The organism is Paenibacillus agaridevorans (assembly GCF_018604145.1).
Taxonomy (GTDB): domain Bacteria; phylum Bacillota; class Bacilli; order Paenibacillales; family Paenibacillaceae; genus Pristimantibacillus; species Pristimantibacillus agaridevorans.
Window position 1 is genome coordinate 4,729,385 of sequence record NZ_CP075889.1, and the last position, 25,561, is coordinate 4,754,945.

The 25,561-nt window shown below is 40.1% G+C and carries 21 protein-coding genes; 5 read left to right on the forward strand and 16 right to left on the reverse strand.

Going from position 1 to position 25,561, the window contains the following annotated elements; all coding sequences use genetic code 11:
* Positions 1-2: 2 nt before the first annotated feature.
* The 9 genes from KJW29_RS19300 to KJW29_RS19340 form a co-directional block, all read right to left on the reverse strand.
* Positions 3-1,835, reverse strand: a complete 1,833-nt coding sequence (locus tag KJW29_RS19300) for a hypothetical protein (RefSeq protein ID WP_214625774.1) — start codon at positions 1,833-1,835, stop codon at positions 3-5.
* A gap of 13 nt (positions 1,836-1,848) precedes the next feature.
* Positions 1,849-3,525 (reverse strand): competence protein CoiA family protein, encoded by a 1,677-nt coding sequence (locus KJW29_RS19305; RefSeq protein ID WP_214625775.1) that lies wholly within the window; start codon positions 3,523-3,525, stop codon positions 1,849-1,851.
* 855 nt (positions 3,526-4,380) lie between these two features.
* Entirely contained in the window at positions 4,381-5,616 is a 1,236-nt protein-coding gene (locus KJW29_RS19310) for a hypothetical protein (protein WP_214625776.1), read from the reverse strand.
* A 1-nt stretch (position 5,617) separates the two neighbouring features.
* Positions 5,618-6,109 (reverse strand): hypothetical protein, encoded by a 492-nt coding sequence (locus KJW29_RS19315; RefSeq protein ID WP_214625777.1) that lies wholly within the window; start codon positions 6,107-6,109, stop codon positions 5,618-5,620.
* Between the two features lie 1,013 nt (positions 6,110-7,122).
* On the reverse strand, positions 7,123-9,009 hold the full coding sequence (locus KJW29_RS19320) for a recombinase family protein (protein ID WP_214625778.1): 1,887 nt from the start codon (positions 9,007-9,009) through the stop codon (positions 7,123-7,125).
* A gap of 74 nt (positions 9,010-9,083) precedes the next feature.
* Positions 9,084-9,230 carry an SHOCT domain-containing protein gene (locus KJW29_RS19325; protein ID WP_214625779.1) on the reverse strand — a complete coding sequence of 49 codons (147 nt, stop codon included), beginning with the start codon at positions 9,228-9,230 and terminating at the stop codon, positions 9,084-9,086.
* 1,021 nt (positions 9,231-10,251) lie between these two features.
* On the reverse strand, positions 10,252-11,544 hold the full coding sequence (locus KJW29_RS19330; RefSeq protein ID WP_214625780.1) for an MFS transporter: 1,293 nt from the start codon (positions 11,542-11,544) through the stop codon (positions 10,252-10,254).
* Positions 11,545-11,574: 30 nt separating this feature from the next.
* Positions 11,575-12,027 carry a hypothetical protein gene (locus tag KJW29_RS19335; RefSeq protein ID WP_214625781.1) on the reverse strand — a complete coding sequence of 151 codons (453 nt, stop codon included), beginning with the start codon at positions 12,025-12,027 and terminating at the stop codon, positions 11,575-11,577.
* 452 nt (positions 12,028-12,479) lie between these two features.
* Complete coding sequence (locus tag KJW29_RS19340) at positions 12,480-13,025, reverse strand: recombinase family protein (protein ID WP_214625782.1); 546 nt, start codon at positions 13,023-13,025, stop codon at positions 12,480-12,482.
* A 180-nt stretch (positions 13,026-13,205) separates the two neighbouring features.
* On the opposite strand from KJW29_RS19340, the gene KJW29_RS19345 reads away from it, so the two are divergent.
* The 4 genes from KJW29_RS19345 (at position 13,206) to KJW29_RS19360 (ending at position 17,434) form a co-directional block, all read left to right on the forward strand.
* Entirely contained in the window at positions 13,206-14,657 is a 1,452-nt protein-coding gene (locus tag KJW29_RS19345; protein WP_425517566.1) for a SulP family inorganic anion transporter, read from the forward strand.
* Positions 14,658-14,675: 18 nt separating this feature from the next.
* Entirely contained in the window at positions 14,676-15,095 is a 420-nt protein-coding gene (locus tag KJW29_RS19350; protein ID WP_214625784.1) for a universal stress protein, read from the forward strand.
* A gap of 105 nt (positions 15,096-15,200) precedes the next feature.
* Complete coding sequence (locus KJW29_RS19355; protein WP_281426271.1) at positions 15,201-16,892, forward strand: ribonuclease J; 1,692 nt, start codon at positions 15,201-15,203, stop codon at positions 16,890-16,892.
* Positions 16,893-16,915: 23 nt separating this feature from the next.
* Entirely contained in the window at positions 16,916-17,434 is a 519-nt protein-coding gene (locus KJW29_RS19360) for an NUDIX domain-containing protein (RefSeq protein ID WP_214625785.1), read from the forward strand.
* Between the two features lie 64 nt (positions 17,435-17,498).
* On the opposite strand, the gene tnpB is transcribed toward KJW29_RS19360, so the two are convergent.
* The 4 genes from tnpB to KJW29_RS19380 all read right to left on the reverse strand — a co-directional run bounded on the left by tnpB (position 17,499) and on the right by KJW29_RS19380 (position 21,274).
* Positions 17,499-17,780 (reverse strand): IS66 family insertion sequence element accessory protein TnpB, encoded by a 282-nt coding sequence (gene tnpB, locus KJW29_RS36855; RefSeq protein ID WP_214625786.1) that lies wholly within the window; start codon positions 17,778-17,780, stop codon positions 17,499-17,501.
* 424 nt (positions 17,781-18,204) lie between these two features.
* Positions 18,205-20,304, reverse strand: coding sequence for a C40 family peptidase (locus KJW29_RS19370; protein WP_214625787.1), 2,100 nt, complete (start codon positions 20,302-20,304; stop codon positions 18,205-18,207).
* A 22-nt stretch (positions 20,305-20,326) separates the two neighbouring features.
* Complete coding sequence (locus KJW29_RS19375; RefSeq protein ID WP_214625788.1) at positions 20,327-20,734, reverse strand: DUF6075 family protein; 408 nt, start codon at positions 20,732-20,734, stop codon at positions 20,327-20,329.
* Positions 20,735-20,848: 114 nt separating this feature from the next.
* Positions 20,849-21,274 (reverse strand): RNA polymerase sigma factor, encoded by a 426-nt coding sequence (locus tag KJW29_RS19380; protein WP_214625789.1) that lies wholly within the window; start codon positions 21,272-21,274, stop codon positions 20,849-20,851.
* Positions 21,275-21,896: 622 nt separating this feature from the next.
* Here KJW29_RS19380 and KJW29_RS19385 point away from each other — a divergent pair.
* Positions 21,897-22,433, forward strand: coding sequence for an RNA polymerase sigma factor (locus KJW29_RS19385; protein ID WP_214625790.1), 537 nt, complete (start codon positions 21,897-21,899; stop codon positions 22,431-22,433).
* A 77-nt stretch (positions 22,434-22,510) separates the two neighbouring features.
* On the opposite strand, the gene KJW29_RS19390 is transcribed toward KJW29_RS19385, so the two are convergent.
* Genes KJW29_RS19390 through KJW29_RS19400 form a run of 3 tightly spaced genes read right to left on the reverse strand, consistent with a single transcriptional unit; the run spans position 22,511 to position 25,553 of the window.
* Positions 22,511-24,835 (reverse strand): VirB4-like conjugal transfer ATPase, CD1110 family, encoded by a 2,325-nt coding sequence (locus KJW29_RS19390; RefSeq protein WP_214625791.1) that lies wholly within the window; start codon positions 24,833-24,835, stop codon positions 22,511-22,513.
* The gene (locus KJW29_RS19395) at positions 24,828-25,193 is read right to left on the reverse strand and encodes a PrgI family protein (protein WP_214625792.1); all 366 of its coding nucleotides are present in this window, start codon (positions 25,191-25,193) and stop codon (positions 24,828-24,830) included. The genes KJW29_RS19390 and KJW29_RS19395 overlap by 8 nt, the downstream gene beginning before the upstream one ends.
* Before the next feature lie 30 nt (positions 25,194-25,223).
* Entirely contained in the window at positions 25,224-25,553 is a 330-nt protein-coding gene (locus tag KJW29_RS19400; RefSeq protein WP_214631456.1) for a hypothetical protein, read from the reverse strand.
* Positions 25,554-25,561 lie beyond the last annotated feature (8 nt).

Consider the following 25,561-nt stretch of genomic DNA (forward strand, 5'->3'; position numbering starts at 1 on the left):
ATTTATCGATCTTCCATAGCCATATGTTTGATAAGTGACTTGCTTCGTTCATCTAACTCTATCTCATCAAACGGCTTCTCCATCCGTTCCTTGAGATACAATGAGGTTATTGGAATTAACCATCCATAATTTACGGATGAAAAATTAAAAGAAGGATCTAGTTGGATCATCATTTTATACGTTGCGGCTATTGTTTTACGCCATAGAATACTCCCATGTTCAATTATACCTCTAGGTAATAGGTCCTCTATTTCCAAGTAATCACTAATATCCATATCTTTCTTTAAGAGCAACTTTGGATCAATGACTCCATTGACATAAGGTTCAATATTTTTGTAACTCCACCCAATACAATCCGTATTAAACACTGGACCAATTTCGAGAAATTCTTTACTTAGACTTAAAACTGATGGGCCCGTGATCAGAGTTGCGATAACAATGATAGGACAATTCCAGTTTAATCGTCCTACTATTTGCTCAGCTATATACTTTCTTAAATTAGAACCGTAGATTTCAAAAGCCGACCTATTGATTCCTTCAAGTATAATAGCTATCGGTTGATGACAAGATTCCGCTTCATTAACCCATTGCCTAAGTTGCTCTGCTGAAATCAGCTCATCTATTTGCCCAAATGGAACGCTTATAACCTTCACAGTACTCCCACATAGACTAGCAGCGCAATATTCTGCAACAAACATGCTCATAGATCCGCTAAACATAACCATTTGATTGGTAAGAACTGCAGCTAATACTTCAAATGCAATTGCTTTCGCATCAGCCAGTTTTATACCCAAACTATTCAAATTTTTTTTCAAATGAATCATTGCTTCCTGGCCACTTGAAAGTTGAACTGGTGGAAGTTTGAATTCCACTTCTTTTATGATTAGTCGATTGGCGGTCTCGGCAGTCACAGCCACCTGAGTAGTTTGTATGTCCCCAAGCGTACTTGAGAGCAGTTCTTTCAGATCGATTCCCTTATATGACTCCTCTTGTCTTGAAAGTTTTAATTCTATTTCATTCATTTGTTTGATTAGTTCGATTCTTTGACTATTTATTACACCAATCTGTTCCGTCAAATGTTTATATGTATTGGAAGGAAAAACTTCTGGTTTTGCTAATGCTTCAATCTCGCTTTTAAATACAAAAACATTTTCTTCAATATCTTGAGATTTCTTTGCCAAAACGGATATCTCTTCTCTCAATATAGAAGCTATCGCACTAAATTCATTGAACTCTTTATTTAGCACTAACACATTTTCGTCAATCCCTTTAACCATCTTTTGCATTTTCTCTTCACTTTGCTTAACATTTGATTCCAATCGCTCATCCAGTATTTCTAAGCGCGCCTGTAGTTTTTTGGTAAATGGTGTAGGTGCCAAATTGGCTAACCACAAGCTATCCATATTCATACTGAATGGGCTATATTTTATCCACTCTCTGATAACATCTTGTGCCAGTTCCCCAACTACCAGCTCATTTAAAATTCTTAAAAATTCATCGTAATTGTCTATCATCTTAATTACCAAACTATTAAATTCTTTTAAATCTTGATAATTCAGCAATCTCTTTAATGGCTCATGCGAGTCTGTCCACAGTATCCATAGCTTTAAAAACAAACTCCATTCTTTTTCATCCCAACGCTCAATTCTTGTATAATAAACTCTGAGCCGTATATCTATATCCTTACCTGCACGAAAACCCTTTCTTTTAGGTAGTATCTTAATAGCATTCGATAAAGTTCCAGCGGGTATATTCCCCAAAAATGTTCTGAAATCGTCAAAAGAATAAGTCTGTATTGCGGTTCTTCGATCTTCGGGGTAGCTAATTAAACTCATTTCTTTCCAGCCCCTAATCTCTATCATTTTTTTTAAAAGATACAGTTCGTAAACACTCAGAAATACACTCTTTTATTTGAGGCAACATTGAAACGGGAATAAATCCTATCTTTGACACCTTAAGAAGCATTTCTTTATCTGATCGATTCAAGTAGTTTAATTTCTTTTTATCAATTCCATTAAAAGTGTCATTCCTAATCATGCCTACTGTCCGATGCTTAATGCGCAAACTCAGTAAGATCCATTTCACTTGCTCTCGCCAACTTGTGCTCATTGAAATTAAGTTATTTTCCCTTTCCTTTAAAGGCATTACAGCAAGAGACCCATATCCTCCAGCATCAAGATAGACATAGTTATCTTGACGTAACGCTTGATTTAGGGTTAGAGCAATTTCAGTAGGATTTTCCTTCTTAAAAACAGTTTCATTCACTTGTGTTTTTAATAAGAGGGCAACGTTGCTCGGAAGAGTGACATCTGTTAGAGTAAACTTATAATCTTGAATCATTTCAAAAAAAATCATAGCATCTTTGGAATGCAAGCTATATGTATCTTCTGTACCCGATGTACCCGCAGAAGAGTATATTCCCTTAAACACGACTCCATTGATTTTTGGGACTGCCTGTATTGTATTTTGACATACTAACCTTAAGGCACTTAGCCTATCATCATCCAACCATATCTCCATGCTTCCTACTGGAAGATTTCCAATCGACAACAATATAGGCATCTCACCATTTCCTTGATGCTGTATCAATTGCATTTCCTCTATCTTTTGAACATGTATTGTCGACCACGCTTTTGCACCGTGATCCCCAGTTACAGCTATAATTATATTATCAGATGGGGAAATCACTACCGCATCTTGATCATCTACTGCACTTGAAACAGGTGACACTAGTCTTAATTGGGGGACAGGGGTGATCACGATCTTGTTTAAATAAATTCTGATCCATTGTTCTACAAAGCTATCCGAAGAAATTGGTAACTTTATGATCATAGCAGACCAACTATTTATTTTTTTCAGTTTTCGATGGGCAATATGATGCGGCAAACTAAGAAAGTTCTTTATGTTCTGATCATCACAAATTAAAACATAAGTATCTCCCCATTGAAGTGGAGTATTTGGTAGTAACCTTCGCCCTCCTAATTTTGAAAAATAGAAGATAGTAACCATATCTTCACCCAAACCTTTTACAGCATGAGTAACTTTCTTTTTCCAATCGTCTTTTATTTCTCCATTTACTATTACATTATAAAGTTGTTCTTGTAATCTAACTCTTACTTTCTTTCCATTGCTTCGAACAGACGACAGTGGAATTGTTCTCTCGCCATCCCATGCAAATGGAATTTTAAGGAACGCCTTACCCTTATATTGTCCAACTGCAGATGGTATTTTTATATGTAGCGACCAATTTTCCTTTTCTATTTCTACATACAAATCCAGTGTCTTTTCGTATACGTTATCTAAAATTTTGTCCTCAACTTTTGATGCATAAATCGCAGGAGGAACATATAATTCGCAATCTTTTATAGTTTGCCCTGAAACATGTGCAAAATGAGCAATTCGTTTTTTTCCTTTTCTTAGAAATGTTTCATTTCTACATCTGGGACATGTATACGGTAAGCCCCTTATCGCATCTGAAGAGAAAGCATGGACATGTTGCAAACTTGAATTCAATGCCCATTCCATAATAATCACACCTTACAAATAAAATTGAGACTATATACCTACTTTCTATACTTCGACACGCATCGGTCATTTCCTCCATATTTTCCATCTCCTCTACTTAGAAGAAGAATTCCATCGGATGCAACTCAATTTTATACCACACTTTATAAAAATGTCTTTGCACACTTGACCTTTATGAATCCCAGGTTCGACAGTTGCGCCACCTCTGTAGGCATATATGGATAATTAGTCGGTTTCAGGACTTTTCCATAGGCCCATAAGCTTCGTCGCCTTACTCAGAGTACTCACGAAATTGCTTGGCGAAGAACTCGTAGTCAAAGGTGCTGAGACGGAAGCAACTCCATTGAAGTTCATAAATAGTAAAACGATGGGCGGAACTACTGTATCAAACCCCATTAAATATAGTGTAAATGTCAACATAAAATATAGTACATTTCCGTAGATTAACCCTAAAATTTGTAGGTATACGTCATACCGCCCCAAAGCCAATCCCCTTGGCGGGACTGGCTTTGGGGCGGTATGTGGTTCTGAAAGCTATCCCGGATCTATATAAGTTACAAAAATCTGAATAAGTTAACGTTAATTGAGCCATCAAGTTAACGAGTGAGAGCCGAGCAAAAACAACGCAGCATGCCATGTTTGCTCTCGACTGGATGGAGGACAACCATGATGGCTAAAAAACTATGAAAACCCTTTGAAGAACATAGATTTAATTCGAAAAATTCAAATGGAAATAATAGATGAAATAATTTGAACAGGTTATTTCGGAGAATAAGAACTTAATAGCAAGCCCCAACAGAGCTTCTCTGCAGATGGTTTACCTTGTCACAATTTCACTTCATCTTGTCTAATCTTTTATTTTGAGTTTTCTTGATTAGTTTTCTCCAAGTACAAACTTCCGTTACTGAACCCATTTTGATCAAAATTTGTAGCCATTTTATTTATATTAGAATCAGCAATTTGATCTAATGTTTTTTCTACACTCGGAGGTATACTGGCCAGTTCACTGTGTTGCTCAGTTATTTCTATAGAAACTGCAACTTCTTTTAACCTCTCTCTATTCATTTCTAATATAAGTGTTTTATTTCGGACATCTTCAGCTTCAGCATTGGGTTCTTCTCGTTCTCCATAACCTTCATCCACTAATTCAATATCATCCAGAACAATTTCATTTTGAACTTGAAGCCTATCAGTTTTGTTAACATACATTTGATAAAACAACTGTGCGAGTACATAAGTAGCCAAAAAAACAATAACATAAGGACTGTTGTGACTTATATTTTTTAAATCAAACTGTCTCTCTTCTTTAACATTTTGTTTGATAAAGTTTTTACATAGGATCTCAACACTATTACTTTCACTGTTATAAACTCCAACAATAGGTCGTTTATTGCTCATAAAACTACGTCCAAATAATCCTGGCACTTTACTTATCAATTCATCATAACGCTTTGACAGTGAGTCAGTCTTCTTAGACTTGATCTCTTCTTCTACTTCAATCATTTTTTTCTGTATTTCATATCTGTTCTTATATTCGACTTGCAATTTCTTTAGTTCTTCAAAAACAACCTCCTTCATTTTCTTTTGAGATGTAGTCACTATAATAGTAGATACAAATGCGTTTAAATATTTTTGATATTTATTAATTTCAATTTCTTCATTAGATGTCATAGCTTCTTTAACAAAAAAATAAAGGTTATTCTTATCGAGCTTTTCTTGTCCTTCGCCTGTTTCCTTATTAAATTCTGTATACATTCGAGAAAATGAATTAAATATGCACCTTACTGCATCAATTTTTGAATTTGAGTAAAGGGGAAACGGAACTCCTAAATGATATAAATTTTTCACTCCGTTTTTACTACTCAACTTATGTGTTCCCAAATACTTATAACTTCTGTGAATACTAAATGATTTATCGAACACAAAAAAATTCTGTGGGTTCTCTCCTTCTTTTATTCTTTTTCGTACTTCATTCAGCAATTCATGTTTATAATGAAGTTCACTGATCTTATTTGCAAAATCAGTAACCCTCCAAGATTTCAAGAATTCATCTTCATTCTGTTCTAATCTAAATTCAATTTTGCTCATCATGCTAGCTCCTTTGTTCGATTGTTTTCTTCAACTTATTTATTTCCTCTTGACACTTAATTCTTAACTCCCTTTCTTCAAGGTATTTCTCTCTCAATTTAAAATTCTCTTCACTTTTTCTATCTACCATTATGCCTTGTCTTTCATCAGATAATTTAAAGGACCATAAGGTTACTGCAATACCCATCAATAGAAGAGCATTAGTGTTTATATCGTTCACTAATTCAGAAAGTATGCTGTAATACTTAAATCCGCTAGCAAAAGCGGCCAATATAATCATGAATATACCTGTACTAATATTCACTTTTCTTAATAATTTCAGAATAGAATTCTTTCTACGATTAGACGAAGATCCCAGATTTAATCCAGTGAGAGTTAAAAAAAATGCACCTATATTAAATACATTTAGCTGAAACTCATTAAAATCATAGAGATTCAATCCTAATAAGATTCCGAGAATGAATAATAGCCATGGAGCTACCTTGTCCCTAAACATTTCTTATACTCCTTTCTTTATGTATAATTGTTTCCATAAACGATTTTTGAAGTTTCACATTAAGTGCTTCACAAAATTCGCTCATTTTATTGAATACTACAGAGTAAATTGAGCATGGTAGGTGAGAACTACGAATTAAGACTCCCACCAACCAAAATTAATGATATACAGATCTCACAAAATCATATTAGCTACAACTCAACTGCATCTGACATCTCTGCCAATGTCTATCCAACTACCTCCAAGCTTAACATGGTAAATGACATTTGGAAATATCAAACAAAAAGGTGGTGCAAAAATTAAAGAGTCTCTGCTACCTCTCTGTTCACAAACTAACGGATTATATACTTTACCTACCTGCTGCAAGAATTTTCATTCGACCCATACTCATTTTAACGCGTTCAACATTTCAACACACTCGAGATCCAAATCCCATTCTAGAACCACAGAAACGGTACTTTAGTCTTTTATCATCTTATCTCTGCCGTCACTGCCCTCTGTCGTAAATGTCATAAAACGCGAAAAGTGTTGAAAACAAAAAATCTCTACGTATCGATTCGTATTATTCCTATTACGCATTCGACACGAATATATTCGGGCTCAATTACCTATCAACACTTTGCTATATAACACTTTGCTATATATTTAGTCGAGTTAAGTCAAGTTATACTCTGATCATCAGCTTCGTATATCACGTAAAAATCAGGTGCGCATTTCTTTTTTTGCGCATAACACGTGGTCACCTGATTCGCATATCTAAGCTGAAAAAATAAATGTTATGCGAAAACAAAGCAACAAATGCGAAGTGAGAACATGGGATAATCCCTTGCTATACAAGGGATTACGGCATTTTTGTATGGTCGAAAAATGGTTCGCATAATATGGTATAATACGAAAGACCACCTTCGCTTTACTTTAGAAGGTGGTCTTTCGTGCCGATTTACCGCTAAATCCCTTATTCAAATCTCATCTCAAAAATAACAGAACACCAGGAATGATGCTCTCTTTGTAGGTTAAAAATCGCTCGTCATATCTACCCATTTCAAATCCAAAACAACCGAAACTTTAATCGTATCTCGCAGTACCTTATTTTTATAGTCACTCTCATCCTTCGCAAAGGAGAAATACTTCGCCGAATGCTGAAAACTATAGACTTCTAGGTATCGACGCGACATATCCCCACCACGCACTCCACATGTGTCGTTCAAAGTATAGGAATGCGGTTCCCCCCTTTCATTTCTGGATAGCTTTTTTTGCTTAATCATCTTACTCTCCACCGAATTCGTAAAGCCTGTTTTATAAATAAACATTAATCTATGCGGGTCAGACTGTGCAGGATCAGTTGAATCCCCTACAGTAACCTTCTCCACAATGCTCTCAAATACATTGCGGTCAAAGGAAGAAAACACCTCATTCTTTTGCAGCACCTTTCTAAGATGCTCCAGTCTCTTCTGCACATCCAATTCCTGCCGCGAACTTTGCTCTAGCTGCGCCTGCTCATTTAACAACTCACTAAGCTGGCTCTCCAACTCCGCATATTTGCTCTCATAGGTAGCTCGATCTATTTTTTCATCTAAGCACAGGTCAATGAGCTTACAACGCTTTTGCTCTATGAGCTTGATTTCATTATTCACTTTATTTAATTTTCTCATATGGTTCTGATTACCGAGAACAGTCTCCATGTGCTTCATCAGCTCATCTAATACATCCATATGATTGCTGCACAATCTTCTGTAGGATTCAAGAAAAGCACTCTCAATGACATTTTCAATTAAAGCCTTGCTATGAGGGCAATACTTCTTTCCTTTTTTTGTTGCCGTCACACATTGCCAAATCGTCTTTTCGTGCGTCGTGCCGCTATGCCAATTACGCCTGGATAAGTTACTACCGCAAAACGCACACTCCAGCTTGCTGCTAAAAGCAAACTTCCTGCTATATTTATCGCGTTTTCCTTTTTCAACTCCTCTTAATCTTGCTCCTCTTCGATGCAAAATAGCCTGTGCTTTTTCAAAAACCTCTTCACTCACTATTGGCTCATGATGATTCCTAATGTAAAACTGGTCTTCTTCGCCGTAATTCTCCAGTCTTCTTTTTGAGATGGGATCAACGGTAAAAGTCTTTCCTTGGAGTAAATCGCCCTTATATTTTTCATTTTTAATGATACCAAGAATCGCTGTATCCTGCCAATTGCTTCGACCTGACCTCGTTTTATAGCCCTCGGCGGTTAATTCCTTAGCAATCATATAAGCTCCGTAGCCCGCTATGTAACGCTCGAATATATAACGAACCAGTTCGGCTTCCTTTTCATTTATAGATATTTTCTTTGTCTGTACATCATAATCATAGCCCAAGCAGCTTTGAAAGCCAACCAGCTCACCGCGCTTCATTTTCATCTTCAAGCCCTTTTTCACGTTGGAGGATATATTTTCAACCTCTTGCTGTGCCACTGAGCTTAAAATGACCAATAATAATTCGCCATCCATTGTCATGGTATTAATGTTCTCGTCTTCAAAGAATACAGCTACATTCTGCTCCTTCAGCATTCGTACATATTTGAGTGTATCCAAAGTATTTCGAGCAAATCGGGAAATGGACTTAGTAATAACCATATCAATTTTTCCATTCATGCAATCATCAATCATGCGTTGGAAGTTCTCACGCTTGTTGACCTGTGTTCCGGTTACTGCCTCATCTGCGTAAATATCAACAAGCTGCCAATCCGAACGTTTGTTTACAAGTTCAGTGTAATAGGAAACCTGCGATTTATAGCTGCTAAGCTGTTCCTCTGTATCCGTACTTACTCTTGCATATGGGGCTACTCTTAAAATATCGGTAAGCCCTCCAGCTTTCCGATCTGTTATTTTTCGGCTGGCCTTAATTACTTCAACTTCATATGCCATTGTTAATCCTCCTTCAGCTCTTATTATATCGGAATCAGTATAATAAGACTGGGTGCAATCAACAATTGTACGAATCAGGTTGTCAGGTCAGAAATCACACCATAGTCTTTCATGATCTTATTTTTGAGCGCATGAAATTCCTGTTCGGTAATCAGGGATATGGACAATAGCTGCTTAAGCATAGCAATCTGCATGCTATATCTGATTAGATTGTCCTTCATATAATACCTCCCAATAAAAAAGATCGAGAACATTCATTATTAAAGGGACTCGTTTAAAATAAACGCATAGGTAGGCACGAGCTTGAATGAAAGGGGCATGCGAATGCCCCTTCTCTTCTGTTTTGGTTTGACAATTTACTTATCCGGCGAACGATGGTTAGTCATTCTCATAGGTAGCTAACCTCTCCCAGGTTCTCTGCGAGCTGCCCCCATTGCGATAAGCTGTGGCTGGACAGAAGTATCATTATACCTTCGCACGGATCGTCGCCATAAATGGAACCACCATTTATTCACTGCATAGCAAAAATCGCTCGCATCCTATTCATATATTTAATATGGTCATGGCGCACCTGCAATTTGGCTTTCTCCTTTTGGAGCATGCGAAGAATGTACCAGATAAGATAAGTATTAATTTTTCATAGAGCAAAGGTAAGAAAATATTGAACTTTCAGCTTTTCATGTAATGTAATAAGCACTGGTTTCATATTAAAAGTGAGGAATTGATAAGTGGACATTTATTTGCCCCTTAATTTTGCCGAGTGCACAATTGATGCGTCTGAAAGTCAACATTTATCTTCCTAATAGTCATTTCATTTTTTTTATCAAATCGGACCCTTTCAAACTTAGGGCAGGTTAGAATATCAGATTTTTTGCTGACACATATCATTTCAGAAAATGTGCTACTCATTTTTTAAAAAAGGCCTGTTCCTTTACACTAATAACCATAAAAAAACTGTGCTTCTATTGTTAGATTTTCTCTAACAATAGAGGCACAGTTCACTTATGCTAATATATTCAATATTTCTACCAGAATTTATAAAATGATAGATAAAGATACAATATCTTAAGGCAAGCCTGCCGTTTAGTTGCGATTTAATATTGAGTTATTATCGTTCAAACAAAAGATAAGAATACATTGAATACATGTAAACACTCTGTAATCTTTTATATTTCTACGTGTTCTCACATGTTCATTGAGATAGCATTAAAAAAATTGGATGGCTCCCTGTATCCAATGAAATCATCCTTCGCTTGCTTTTCTTCGTGGTGGCACAGCCAAAAAAGCCAAAAAGGCACCGATTAGCCAAATCGCAGCAGACAAAATCAATACGAAATTGTAACCACCAAAGTGGTCATAACTCCAACCAAAAGGAATTGGACCGAGCGCCGACCCAACCACCATCGCCGTTGTAGTCACACTTTGAATACTGCCCAGATGTTCTCGCCCATAATAATTCGCCCAAATTACCCCCATTGGAACATTTAATGCACCTTGCCCAACTCCCCAAAAGACAGCAAAGATCAGGACTGCCGCATATGAGTGAGAAGTCATCAATGTGAGCGGTGCCGCTATATTTAAAACGAATGTTAGGGAAAGCATTCGCGCAACCTTAACTCTCTCCACAACAAAACCTGCAATAAGCGAGCAGCCGAAGCTTACAAGGGGAATCAGACTCAGTACAAATGAAGTGGTAGTTCGATTGACCCCCCGCTCCCCAAGTATGGAATAAATCTGAAATGTGATCCCTGTATAAAGAGCTGCTGGAATAGCAGCACAACTAAGAATAAACCAGAACGACCGGGTTCGGACCACTTCTGAAAGAGTCCAGCTATCCTCAACTACGGACTGCTTACCATCTTGACCGCCAGCTTTGATCGGTATTCCATCCAGGTAAAGATTAACATCCTCTGGACGATTGCGAACCAGATAATAAACTAATGGGACTAGGAAAAGGATAAGAAGTACACCGAGTATTTGCCAAGTGTGCCTCCAACCATAAACATCAATTAATCTATTCATAATGGGAGGAAAACTGGCTGCTCCGAGCAGTCCACCAAGTCCGGCGAAGCTTATCGCCCGACCTCTGTATCGCCCAAACCATTGGGACACCAAAGTATTTGGAATCAGAGTCAGGGAACCCTGCCCAAAATAACGAACCAAAAAAAAACCGATAAACAACATAATCGGACCTGTTACCATACTATTAAACCAACAAGCTACTCCAAGCAGAAGTGCGGCAGTTGTAAACATTACACGCCGTCCATATCGATCCACAAGACGTCCCATAATAAAAAAAAGCAAGCCCGATGCTAGTGTTGCCGCTGAGTAAATCGACGAAATGCTTGTTCGATCCATCGATAGTTCCCTTACATATGATTCGATGAATACAGCATTCGAATAGGTTTGTCCGGGACCGGAAAAAAAGATACCTAATCCACTAATACCAACCAATAGCCACCCGTAAAAGAAAGGCGTCCTTATTGGGGGCCTTGCCTTTGGGGCAGTAGATGATTTCTCTCCTGTTGTCTCCATACTTCTCTCCTAGCTGTTTTCATATTTTCATTATCTAACTGTTATTTTCTTTGACCGTTGTATTCCCCAGTACAGATATGTAATAATAACCTCTTTTACATCTGATGCATCATGAATACGAATTCCATAATGAATCGGCGTCCCATTATTTTTTTCTATCGCATCTCTTTTTTGATTTAGTGTCAATTCTGGATGAATTAACTGCTTACTCAACTCCTCAAATATTCTACCCTGATTAGGTCCACTTCCGATAACTAATTGCATCGAATAACTGACTCCAAACTCCACTTTAGGAGAAGTAACCGTTACACGCTCAAGCTGTAAGTCACGGGACCCCTCATTCCTCAACTCAATAATGAGGGCACCATCATGCATCTTTGTGTATCCTCCATGCTGCAATGGATGAGGTGAATTGTAAATCAGTCCTCCAGCAACAAATAGTATAATGAGTGGGACAAGCCAATAAAGGAATTTTGTTTTCACTTCATATTCCCCATTTATATTTTATAATTAGCCGCATCCTCTATAAGATTCTCACCGCTCAATTCATTTTCTACACGCATCAGAAAAACATGATTGTTACCCCCACCAATACGTTCATTCTATTATTCAAATCGATGAACACCTCATTGATTTAGAATTCATTCTCGAAGTCGTTATCACGGCGAATTCACGAACCCATATTTTCCCATGTAAGTAGATGATGATTTTATTGGGAGATGGGAGACCTCTTCTTTCACGTGTTTTGAAGGTATCAAATTACTTCAAAAAGAGTCATTTACTGAAAGATTGATGCATTGAACTCCGGGTTCTTTCGAAACTTTACTGCTACTAGCAGAGTTTCACTTTCCGTAGACGAGTTTGAATGAACCAATATTTATTTAAATCCATCAAAATGTTTCTTCATGAATTTTATGAAGTCGTTATACAATACATCAATTTTCTAAATAACGATATAAGGTCGTCTTACTAATTCCGGTTTCTTCTTTAATTTGGGATAGACTATAGTTTTTACTTTGATACATATGAATCGCTCGTTTAACATTTTCGTCTGGCTTTCGTGGGCGACCAGACTTGACTCCCTTTTGTTTAGCCTCAAATATCCCTTTTTTCGTATACTCACTAATGACATCACTTTGAAAATTCAACAAATGATGAACATATTCATGGAAGGAATATCCCTTCGCTGATGATCTCGTATCGATCCCTTCTCCAACAGAAAACAGGTAAGCTTCTTTTTGGTTCAATTGATCTAATAATTCAACAAGATGCCGCGTGGAGTCGGCAAATGAAAAAAGTCGGGTAACTACAATCGTATCTCCTGGCTGAAGCTCATTTATCATTTTCTTTAACAGCATTCTTTTTTTCGTGGAAGAATGTTCTTCCACGATGAAACGATCGCAGTTGAGTTCATCTAATATATGGAGCTGTACTTCACAGTTTAAATCATCCTGATTTGGTCTAACATAACCAATAAACATTCCATACTCTCCTATCTGTCAAAACGCTTTTATAAAAGCATAACACAAATAAGACCAAAAGGGTTCCTTTTTAGTCCTAATGATGATAAAATGAATTTGCTTATATCGGAACCTGACTTTTATGAGAGTTAAAAGTCAAAAATAAAAAAATAAGGAGTGGAAGTTTCCGTGATTGAACGAATGAAAAGGGATTGGTTTTCCAATATAAGGGGCGACGTGCTTGCCGGTATCGTTGTCGCCCTGGCACTAATTCCCGAAGCAATTGCCTTTTCGATTATTGCCGGTGTTGATCCTATGGTTGGTTTATATGCATCGTTTTGTATCGCTGTGATTATAGCCTTTATAGGTGGTCGTCCAGGTATGATTTCTGCCGCTACTGGCGCAATGGCCTTACTCATGGTTCCATTAGTCAAAGATTATGGCGTACAATATTTGCTCGCCGCAACAGTACTAACTGGCATCATACAGTTAATTTTCGGGATATTCAAAGTTGCTAAAATCATGAAGTTTATACCACGAGCCGTAATGATTGGCTTTGTGAACGCACTTGCCATTCTGATCTTTATGGCTCAGGTTCCCCATTTTGTCGGGATATCAACTCTAACTTATGTGTTTGTCGGGGTAACTTTACTTATTGTATATGTTTTGCCTCGTTTTTTCAAAGCCATACCAGCACCACTGATTGCGCTTGTTGTTCTTACAGCTGCCGCTATTTGGGGAGGTATGGATTTAAGAACAGTTGGGGATTTAGGACAAATCACACAATCCTTGCCTGCTTTCTTGATTCCAGATATTCCTTTAAATCTTGAAACCTTACAAATCATCTTCCCATACTCGATTGCACTGGCTATTGTCGGACTTTTAGAATCATTGCTCACTTCGTCGATTGTTGACGATATGACAAATACAAACAGCAATAAAAACAAAGAAGCTCGAGGACAAGGAATTGCAAACATCGTTACTGGCTTCTTTGGAGGAATGGCAGGATGTGCCATGATTGGACAATCAGTTATCAACATCAAATCTGGAGGCCGCGGCAGATTGTCTTCCTTGGTTGCAGGTGTGTTTCTGATGTTCCTAATCCTGGTACTGGGCGGACTGGTTGTTCAAATACCGATGCCTGTATTAGTAGGAATCATGATTATGGTAGCCATTGGAACCTTTGACTGGTCCTCATTCTCCTATTTGCGCAAAGCGCCAAAAACAGATGCACTCGTCATGCTGATTACAGTCATTGTTGTAGTTGCTACTCATGACCTCTCCAAAGGTGTAATTTCTGGTGTTATTCTAAGTGCAATCTTCTTTGTAGCTAAAATTTCAAGGCTGGAGGTTCGGAAACGGCAAGCCAGTGGGGATCTCGTCTTTGATGTCAAAGGGCAATTATTCTTCGCTTCAGCCGAAGGATTCATAAAGTCATTTGACTTTACCGTTTCGGACCAGCAGATTGTGATTGACTTCTCAAACGCACATATTTGGGACGATTCGGGCGTTGGTGCCGTAGATCGCGTCGTCATCAAGTACCGTGAAAACAATAACGAGGTTACAGTAAAAGGTCTAGATGCATCCAGTAAAAAAATCATAGATCGATTGGCCGTCTACCATGATGCAAACGCACAATTAAAAGCACATTAATGAAAGGGTGAGTTGAACGTGTACAAACGTATTTTGTTAGCTGCTGATGGCTCCAAAAACTCGATACGAGCAGCAGAGGAAGCGGCAAAAATCGCCTCCTTAATAACTGATTCCATTGTTGAAGTCTTGTTCGTTGCGGATTTATCAAAAGTAAAAGAAGAAGTTCTTCACTCACAAAATCATGAAGATCTGGTCGTGAAACGCCATGAAAAATTAATCCCTATTGCTGAGCTTTTTTCTTCTAAAAATATCGCGTATGATATGAAAATTATTACAGGCGACCCTGGACCAGCTATTGTGGAGTATGCCAACCAACAAACCGTGGATCTCGTTATTATAGGCAACCGTGGCCTAAATAAATTCCAAGAATTTGTTATGGGCAGTGTAAGCCATAAAGTCGTGAAACACGTTAAGTGTCCAGTCGTTGTTGTAAAGTAAAATTAGAGATACAGCAGCACCTCTACTATTGTTTGCAGAGGTGCTGTTATTTATATAATCGTTGATTTTTTATTCAAATGCATAAGTTTAGAAAGGATTATACAGATGGAAAAACCGTACTCTACCATAATGAGAAGGAAGCGAAAAACTGTTCATTCGGTCCAAATTTTTGCACTCGGCGGATTTGGCGAAATCGGGAAAAATATGTATGGTATTCAATACAGAGATGAAATTGTAGTGATTGATTGTGGTCTAAAGTTCCCCGACACCCAATTGCCAGGCATTGATTATATTATCCCCGATTTTCGTTACCTAATTGCGAATAAGGACAAAGTAAAGGGACTTTTTTTAACGCATGGGCACGAAGACCACATTGGCGGTATTCCTTACCTGCTAAAAGAAATAGACATTCCCATATATGGGGCTGCGCTAACCATTGGTCTACTTCGACATAAACTTGAAGAGCATGGACTCTTATCCAAAGCAAACCTTCATATAATTGATGGAACAACCCTTATATCTTACAGACATCTTTCTGTGGAATTTTTCAGAACTTCTCACAGTATACCTGATTCTTTCGGTATCGCAGTACAAACTCCTTATGGCTATGTAGTTCAAACCGGTGATTTTAAATTTGATCATACTCCTATAATAGGTTCGCCCCCCGCGATTCACCAAATAGCTGCGATTGGCGAAAAAGGAGTTCTTGCTCTTTTGTCAGATAGCACCAACAGTGAACGTACAGGAATAACATTATCTGAACAATTCGTAGGAGAAGCGATTCTTAAACTGTTCGAGACATGCAAAGGAAGAATATTGTTCGCCACCTTTGCATCGAACGTACATCGGTTACAGACGGTCGTAGAAGCAGCAATATCAACTAACCGAAAACTGGTTGTTTTAGGAAGAAGTATGGAAAAGGTGTTTAATGTTGGACAAGAACTCGGTTATATCAGGGTTCCCAAAGGAATGATTATTGATCCTAAGGAGATGATTCGATACAGGCCCGATCAGACTGTTGTTGTTTGTACAGGAAGTCAAGGAGAGCCACAAGCTGCGCTAACTCGAATAGCTTCGGGTAGCCATCGATGGGTACAAGTCCAATCAGGAGATACTGTCATTTTCTCTTCCTCCCCTATCCCCGGAAACATAATAAGTGTGAACCGAAGCATTGACCTCCTTATGAGGGCCGGAGCTGATGTCGTGTATGGCTCTAAGACAGATGTGCACACCTCTGGTCACGGCAGTCAGGAAGATTTAAAACTAATGCTTAATCTGATACAGCCTCAATATTTCGTCCCGATACATGGTGAGTATCGAATGATGTTGCAGCATGGCAAGCTGGCTGCACAAACCGGGGTGTCAGAACCAAATATATTTCTCATGGAATTAGGAGACGTCCTGCGTCTTACACCTTGGGAGAATCACTTGGATACAAAGATTCCAAGTGGAGAATCCTTTGTCCGTGACAATCAGGTGTTGGGTTTGAGTCGGAATATTTTTCAAAATCGATTGAAAATGGGAACTAGCGGAATCGTCATCGTTCTCTTAGTCGTTCGGAAGGACCCATTCAGACTCCTGACAGGTCCTACGATTATAAGCCGTGGGTTTGTCTATATGAGAGATTCTGTATCATTTATGAATCAAACAGAAGATGCCTTAAAGTACGTCCTTTCCAAGAAACAGAAATCAGACCCACAAACATGGTCAAAGCTGATAATAGAAAATTTAGAAGAAATTTTCATAAAAGAGATAGGAAGATCTCCTTACATCCTTCCGATTATCAATGAACTATAGCCGAATAAGAAAGAGGAATTTCAATGAGACTATTAAAACAGATGATACATCAAAGCATTACTTCAATGAAGGGCAACATATTGGAACGAAAAGCAGCACGAGGCATTATCCTGAAGGAAAACAAAATCCTCCTTCTCTATACGCATAGGTATAATGACTACAGTTTTCCAGGTGGAGGTCTTGAAGCCGATGAAGATCTGATTGCGGGTCTCAGAAGAGAGCTCAAGGAAGAAACAGGAGCTAAAAATATAGAAGTGATCCAAGAGTATGGCTATATTGATGAATACCGACCGCACTATAAGCCAGATTTCGATCTCATCCACATGCTCTCCTATTTTTATATTTGTCGAATTGACGATGAATTCGATGACGCTCAGTTAGAGGACTATGAACAGTCTAATGGAATGGGCTCCGTCTGGATTGACATACACAAAGCGATTTCCCACAACAGAAACGTAATCGATAGTCAGGAAAGTTCAATGGGACTCTCCATCGAAAGAGAGACGTTTGTTTTGGAACACATTGCAAAAGAATTACTATGAACATATTACAAAATGACTGAGTAGTCCGGATATTACAATCCGGACTACTCGAAAATAGGAAAAACTAGTTTCGTTTCCCACTCCTTCCGAGTGTATGATGAGTAGAGATATTGCTGTGCCAACCTTGACTCCCCGCCATTGTTATCGATCTCCATTCCCCGCCCTTCATCAAGGCCGCCAGCGGGTCACTGAAGCGTACCCCGCTCTGGTCTTGCGACTGTAAGAGCCAGAAGCCAGCATGATCCCAGTTCAGGATTTTGAACTTGTCTCGTCTGCGGTTGCAGAACATAAACAGTATGGGGAAAAAGGATCGAGTCCAAACTGTTCCAGTATAATTGCAGCCCATCCGTCTATGAATTTACAGATGTCGAGCGCTCTGCAAGCTCTCCATTACATCAATTAACATATGGGTTTACAAAGCCCAAAGACAAGAGCAGGCTGCTTCAGCCAAGAACTTCCGTCCCGTTGCTGTCTGCACATTAGTTTCTCTTTCTTATGCGAGATGGATTCATTAAGTTTTATTGGTTTTGCTATGAAATAGTGTATAATTCAAAGTATATGAATGCGATTCCCCCTTTCATTTCTGAATGACTTTTTTTACTTAAGATGAAAGCACCTCATGCTTTTGCAGTACCTTTCTAAGATACGCCACTCTCACAAAATTAGTTAATATATTAAATAATAGGAAATATCGAAGGTACAGACAATATTTCGTTCTATTTGATAATCTATCAAAGCGAGTTATTTTAGCAAGGGTATAAATACGATAACTATCTCACTCTCCCATAAATCACCTGCTTATCCCCATCAAACAAATTCCGATAAACCACCTGCCCGCGGCTGGAGGAGGCATCGACTACCTGGCCATTCCCTGCATAAATACCTACATGCGTTATATCCATAAAACGACCATTCCGTTCATAGCTCCAAAAAACCAAATCACCCGGAGCTAAATTTTCATATTGAATTGCAAGATTATTATCTACAATATAACGGGCCTGTTCTGCCGCGGTGCGTGGCAACTGGATATTTAACTGCTTATAAACCCACTGTACAAGGTAGCTACAATCTGTGTAGCGATCCATCCCAGCCTTGGGCTGGCTATATGGGTCACCCAATCGGGTCAATGCCAGCTTGACAGCCTCAACTCCATGCTCCCCTTCTGGCAAATCTCGATAAACCAGATCAAGCTCCTCTTGAGATAAGCCTGTATCACCGTCCTTACCTAAAAGTGCAAACATAAGCGGTCTGAATTCTTCTGATAACAGTTCCTTCATAAGTGAATCCTGATCATTAGTAAAGCTGTAGGCTGTTGATTGCTCCTCTGCTGTTCGGCTTGTAATCGTTATATGGAGGACAGTTTCATACGTTGTAACCGTTGTACTTTTCAAACTCCCATCCTCCTGCTCTAACGCCACTGTCTCCTCATGCTCAATCGTTTCTATATCGTATTCAATTTGATTCATATCCCAGAAGACAGAGCGAATGGCCTCCACACGAGTCGCATCAATTGTGACTACATCCATTCCATTTTCAGTATCCATTGCTGTTTTGACTGCAAACACTGCTATAATATCACTCCAGTTATCTACACGAGTATTATCTGCACTGCCAAGATAATTTATCTCCTCACGATCAACGGAGCCTTCATTTTGCCGAATTTCTTCTAGTCGATCAGTAAATTCAGCATCCATCTCTTGAACAATCACTGACAAGGGCTTTACGTCATTATCCGTATTCTCATCAGAGAAGAAAATGCCATAAGGGGATGCAATGAGATAGGCCACCGCTAATATGATGCACATCAGCATAATTACTGAACCGCTCACTCCTAATAAAGCCATTATTCCCTTGACTGCCAAAGCAGCAGCCTTTACTACGATGCGAAGGATACGAAGATTAAATCGGGTCATAGCCTGTATTCTTTGCAGATTTCTCCGAGCAAGTGCTGCCTGGTAAACCGCTTGCTTGGCTTGCTCCATGCCACCCTTTTGCTGAACTGAAGCACTCCTATTGCCTTTCTGTCTGTTGAAGGCTCCCGTTCTGGTTTCTTTAGATAACGTTTTAATTATTTTCCGTCCTTTGCCATTGAAGGAATACCTGACAGACTGAGAATGGTTTGGCTTCTTGACAAATTGAGATGATAAAGGAGCTCGGAAAATTTTCCTTTGAACATCACCCGATTGTTGTTCAACGGTAGTCATACGCCTTACATATGAGCGATGGATAGAATTTGCAGGAGGCTGCTTCTTATTTTCGGCTGGTATATTGCTACTTTTCTGCTGCTTGGTAGGTTGTAATTTCAGTTTAAAGACCCGTCCCATATACAAAAGCCGAGCATTAGCCCGGCCTTCTAAATCACTCTGTTTTCTTATCACTGTATCTAACGCACCTTCAGACTTGCCCTGTATGGGTCTAAGTAAGGTATATTTGCTTTCCTTATACCTGGTATGGCTTGTCGATACTTTAATTTGCTTTAGGCTTAGAGGTGACTGAATACTTCTTGTCTGCCCGCCGCCTGATGTATTATTCTTTGATGCCTTCCGCCGCGCTACTATGCTTACCTTACTCTGTTTTTGCCCACTTCCCTTTCGCTCAATATCCTTTAATAAAGATGACTTCTCGATCAGCACAGTCCGATTTACTCTGTTGACAAATTGTCTAGTTAATTGTCCCCCTACTCTCATTGAACGCTTCACTACATCATTTGATTTACTCTTAGCATACTCAACGGGTGAGCGTGATTTTGGCTCTTCCTTTTCTTTCTGTTTGAATTGCACCACAGATGCCCGCGTCCTTTTGAGCAATTGCACATGTCTCTCCAGCTTCTTCACGTTTTTGTGACTGATCCTTGTTCTTATATCCTTCATGAAATCACCTCCACCTCAATGATTAGCGGATATGCTCTCCAGTTCTTTTGTTAGCTCGTTCATGACTTCTACAGTATTCAGGGTAACGCAAGCGAATCGCTTCAAAGAAAAAAGGTGCGTAGCTACAGTCGAATAGCTCATGCGGGGTGGAGTAGCTATCCTTTCCGTCCTCAGTCCAGCCGTTCCACAAATTAAAAGCCAGACGGCTTACTCGAATCGTACTGCTGGTTTGCCATGCGGCGGTGAGGCCTTTTGGCCTAATGCTGTCATTTGAATAATCAAATAGCTCGTTAGCATGACTTCTCGTTTCCCATGAAATTCCTAGCGCATAAAAGACTGCTCGATGATAGGCATCTGTACAATTCGACTTTCGCAGCGACTCATAATAAAAACGCTCATGCTCCTCATCCCGAAACATTTTCGGTTGCATATCTGATCACTCCCTTTAATAATTGCAGCGACTGGCTGCCAACACCAGCCGCTACAATGCTAAGTAGCCTTCTATTAATCCCATCATTTTTAAGGTCAAATCGGACCCAAGTGCTTAAAGCTGTACCTTATCAAGCAAAAGAGCCAGCTTTTTCAAACCACTGCTTATTGACTTCCGAACCGCACGCTCGTCCACCTTTTCTGCCTGAGCGATAGCAACTTTACTTAAGCCTAAGAAATAGTGGGCATAAATGCGTCTGAAGGTCTTTTCAGATAGCTGACACATTGCCTTATAAATCTCCTGCCGGAGCCAGGCCTCCTCATATTTCTCCTCAGAGGAAAGCACAGGAAACAAAATTTGATGCTCCATTCCATCGTTACCATCCAGAGAATAATAAGCACGATGACGATACACACGCAGCTTGTATGCGTTATCAAGATTATCGAAGCGGCGCATTTCGTGCACAATCTCTTCATCCACCTCTACCCATACATCTGTTTTATAAAAGGAGTACACGTCTTTCAGGTTAATTTCAATCATTCTTACCCCTCCGTTTTTTTGGTTTTGGGCAAACCAAAACAGAGGAGGAGAACGACAGCCAATACCACCCTTCAAGAAGCCGTAAGGAACATAAAAAGGACTCCGTAGCAAAACGCTCCTAAAGCCCCTATGCAGAGTACGACACTGAAATTGACACAAAGAGAACAGGATAGCGCATGGTGAAATAACGACCTGCGCTACCGGCTTTTGGGCAGCATGAGCTGCATGCGACTTGATATTAAAGGCACTCGACCACAAAATATCAACTCCCGCTCACATAGCAACACCCTTGTGAGAAGAAAGCCTACCGTTTAATTCATCAGGCGCTGCCACTCGTAAGTGAAAATTCTGTTCGTTTATAGCTCTTCAACCTACACAGCCTCCAAAGCGAATTCAAAATAACTACATTTTTAGTCAATTATCCCTACATAGATACATGTCGCTTGACACATGAAAAATCACGTTCCCAGGAATAATTTCCTGATTTTTGTCGTATGCCCATACTTTTTGTAGATATCTTACAACTCTCATTCGCTGGCACATGGTAAAATATAGGAGTAGCGAACCATCTCTTTATCTTAAGCGGTACTTTATCACCACTAGCCGAGAGGGGGAGAAGCACATGTACAGTTTGAAAAGCAATGAGGAATTTTTGGAGGAAATCTATCGGATTCATGCCAAAAGGATCAGCCTGTATTGCAAAAAACTTCTGCGGGGGCATTATACTGATGCAACCGAGGAATGCGTACAAAATACTTTTTTACATGCAGGTCAGCACGCAAGCAAGCTAAAAATGCATCCGAACATCGAGGGCTGGCTTTACAGAACCTCACGCAATCAGGTAAACAATGTTTTCCGAAGGTGCTATATTCAGCAAAAATATGAAGTTAGATTTCACTGTGATTTAGCTCAACGTCTGACTTGCAATTGCCCATTGATAGATGAGGTGCTGTTTTCCCCAGCTAGCATAAACAGGTCTGTTGACGAGATTATGAATAAGCTTAATTCTCGTGAGCTTGAGTTGTATCGGGACTATTTCAAACATCATTTATCTATTCTGCAATTGAGTGAAAAATATAATGTTTCAAGAACAGCGGTTACCAGTCGAATACATAGACTGAGGAAAAAAATCAGACATCTGCTACAGGAGGCATTGTAGTTTACCACTATGCAAAATATAAAAATCGAGGCGGCTGTCCAGAGCTATAAGGACCGCCGCCTACTTTATCCGTACTTCTACTCCCCTGGCTTCGTCGTCATCAAGCTATATAGCTTCGTATGTCGTGGAAACCTGTCCGTAAACGGCACTAACGAGCTGCCAACCTTCAGCAAGCCATTCCCCGCATCCACGTTGGTAATATAGGACAATTGCAGATCAGAAATGTTCAAAAGCTCTGCCAATTCCCTTCTATCCGTACTAGCCTGATTCAGCATCACGATAAACTCGCTGTTGGCCAGCATCGTTCGGGCGGTATGACTTTGCAGCAAATCATCCACATTTTGCGTAATGCCCGTACAAAAAGCGCCATACTTTCTGACCCGCTTCCAGAGCGTAAACAGAAAGTTGGCGCTGTATTCATGCTGAAAAAGCAAGTAGATCTCATCAATGAAGATAAACGTATTTTTACCCTTCGCCCGATTTTGCGTAATGCGGTTAAGAATATTATCGAGAACCACCAGCATGCCAATGGGCAATAGCTGCTTGCCTAAATCCAGAATGTCATAGCAAATCAGACGGTTGTTTACATTCACATTGGTTGGCTTGGCGAAGGTATTTAAACTGCCGGAGGTAAACAGCTCTATTGCTAGCGCAATATCCTGTGCTTCCGGCTCATCTTGCTTGAGCAACTCTGCTCGAAAATCCTGTAAGGTAGGTGGATCGCCCTTGTAATTATTCTGCAAAAACCTCCGATATACACTTGCTGTGCATCGGTCAATTAACGACTTTTCCTTCGCCCCCAAATGATGCCCGCCCATTAGCTGCTCGCATAATGACAGTACAAACTCCGATTTTAGGATAATAGGATTTGCTCCATCTCCATACTGACGGTTCATATCCATTGCATTAATATGATTAGGCGAGGTCGCAGAAATATGAATGGTTTCCCCGCCCAAAGCCTCCACTAGCGCTGAATACTCGCGCTCTGGATCAATCAGGATCACATCATCGTCTGTTGCCAGCACCTGATTGACGATTTCCCGCTTGGCAGTAAAGCTTTTTCCTGAACCGGATACGCCCAAAATAAAGCTGTTCCCATTCAGTAGCTGCTTACGATTGGCAATGAGCATATTTTTGCTAATCACATTTTGCCCATAATAAATGCCATCGGGATGGATGACCTCCTGCGCCCGAAAGGGAATAAACACCGCTGTGCTTTCAGTGGTCAGGGTTCTAAGCGCATGCACCTTCCTCACCCCGAAGGGCAATGCGGTATTCAGTCCATCCATTTGCTGATAGCTAAGCGTGGAGAACTGGCACAAATGCTTACGAGCTGTCGTCAATAGCGCCTCTGTATCGCTATCAAGCTGCTCCTTCGTTTCAGCAACATGCACCATCGTCAGCAGGCCGAACATCATTCGCTGGTCGCGTGTAGTCAGATCATCCAGAAACTCCTTGCTCTGCTTGCGCTGCTGCTCCATATCGTATGGCACGACAGCAGAGAAGTTGTTGTGCTTGTTTTGCCTGCGCTGCCAGTTTGTAATGTTCGTCTCCACTCCCAGCAGACGGTTTTCTACCTCCCGAACCGCTTCGTCTGTTGGTATCGGAATGATGTCCAAGGATAAGAACAAATTACGATTTAGGTCACATAGCTCAGATACCATGCTGTCCTTAATGTAGCTGGCATACTCGCGCAAGAAGATGACACGACCATACAGGTTTCCCATCCGAAAATGGTCCTTCTCAAATTCAAGGGTATCCGGGCAGATGTAATCCTTAAAATCATGCCCCTTGCGGATCGTTTCAGATAGGATGAACCGAAAAGTGGTCTCCTCCCCTGTCCGATAAAAGTCATGAAAAATCCGCAGCCGATCTGTTGCATCTAGCTCTGTGCAGCGCGAGCCAAGCCTGGCGAAATGAGAGGCTAGCTCTGTGCTGACTCTGGAGAAATATTGCCGCGCCTCCTCCACGCTTTTCTTAGCAATAGATATGGTAATGTATTTTTCCTGAATCGTTCCGTTTGCACCAACCGCCTTATCCATCAGCATTTGGTTGTATTCCTTGCGGTACACATCAAGCTGATCCTTACGGAGCGGAATGAGCATGGAGCCTTCAAAATCGGTCTGATTCAAGCGGCGATTATGAATCGTAATTTTGGTTGTGGCTCCACTGTCAAAGGAATTGAGTAGCTCCGAGTAGGACAAGAACATTTCCTCCTTGTCCTCTCTGGAGGCCACGGCATAGTTAATATCTTCGAAACGATAGGATTTAGAAAACTTGTTGCCAACAAAAAAAATCCCGTCCTGCCAGATGGCTCGAATCGGGATTACCTGCTGAACACCCTTGGGAATAATAAACCTTTCCTTATCCTGCTTGATGATACGACGCAAGGTTTTAATCATGGCGCTTCATTCCTTCTTTTTCATACTTTTGAATCGTTCCCTGCAGAGCTTCATAGTAGCTGTTCGTTGAGTGGAAAACCAAACGCCGTGGCATTAAAAATTCTGATTTCACGTACGCCCATAATAGCTGCTCTGCCGTCATTCCATGGTATTTTATAAAGCCCAAGGCCGCACATGGAGCCGCTCCTAGCACACACATCCAGCTCAGTGTTTCAATGCCGAATTGCCTCCGCAGGCAAAAGTACAAGGCAATAGCTACACCAACAGCCAGAACAGAAAAAAAGAACTGCCGCAAGGACAGTCCGAAAAATAGGCTTTCCGTATATTCCCGGATTTCCCGGTTAATCTTTACCTCCATCTTCATCCCTCCTGATAAACAATGCGTGACTCATTTTTTTTTCAATTGGTCTGGATGGTTACATTCTTCGTGTTCATCAAACCAAATGGAATGACATGATAACACGGCGGCAAGCTGAATACCGTCCTTCATGCCTTGCAGATACAATCTTTCATTGACAATGCCTTGCTTGTGATGATGCCAGTCCTCCCATTCCGAAAATTCCGGCATCCGCCCAATGTCCTTTCCCGGAAACAAGACTTCAAAGGCTTTATCTGCTTGCTCACGAATATGACCCAATTCAGGATCATGCTCGATTCTCGCTGAAACCTCATCCAGCCTTCCTTGAATCGCTTGTCGAAACCACGGTGGAAATTCCATCGCCCTGC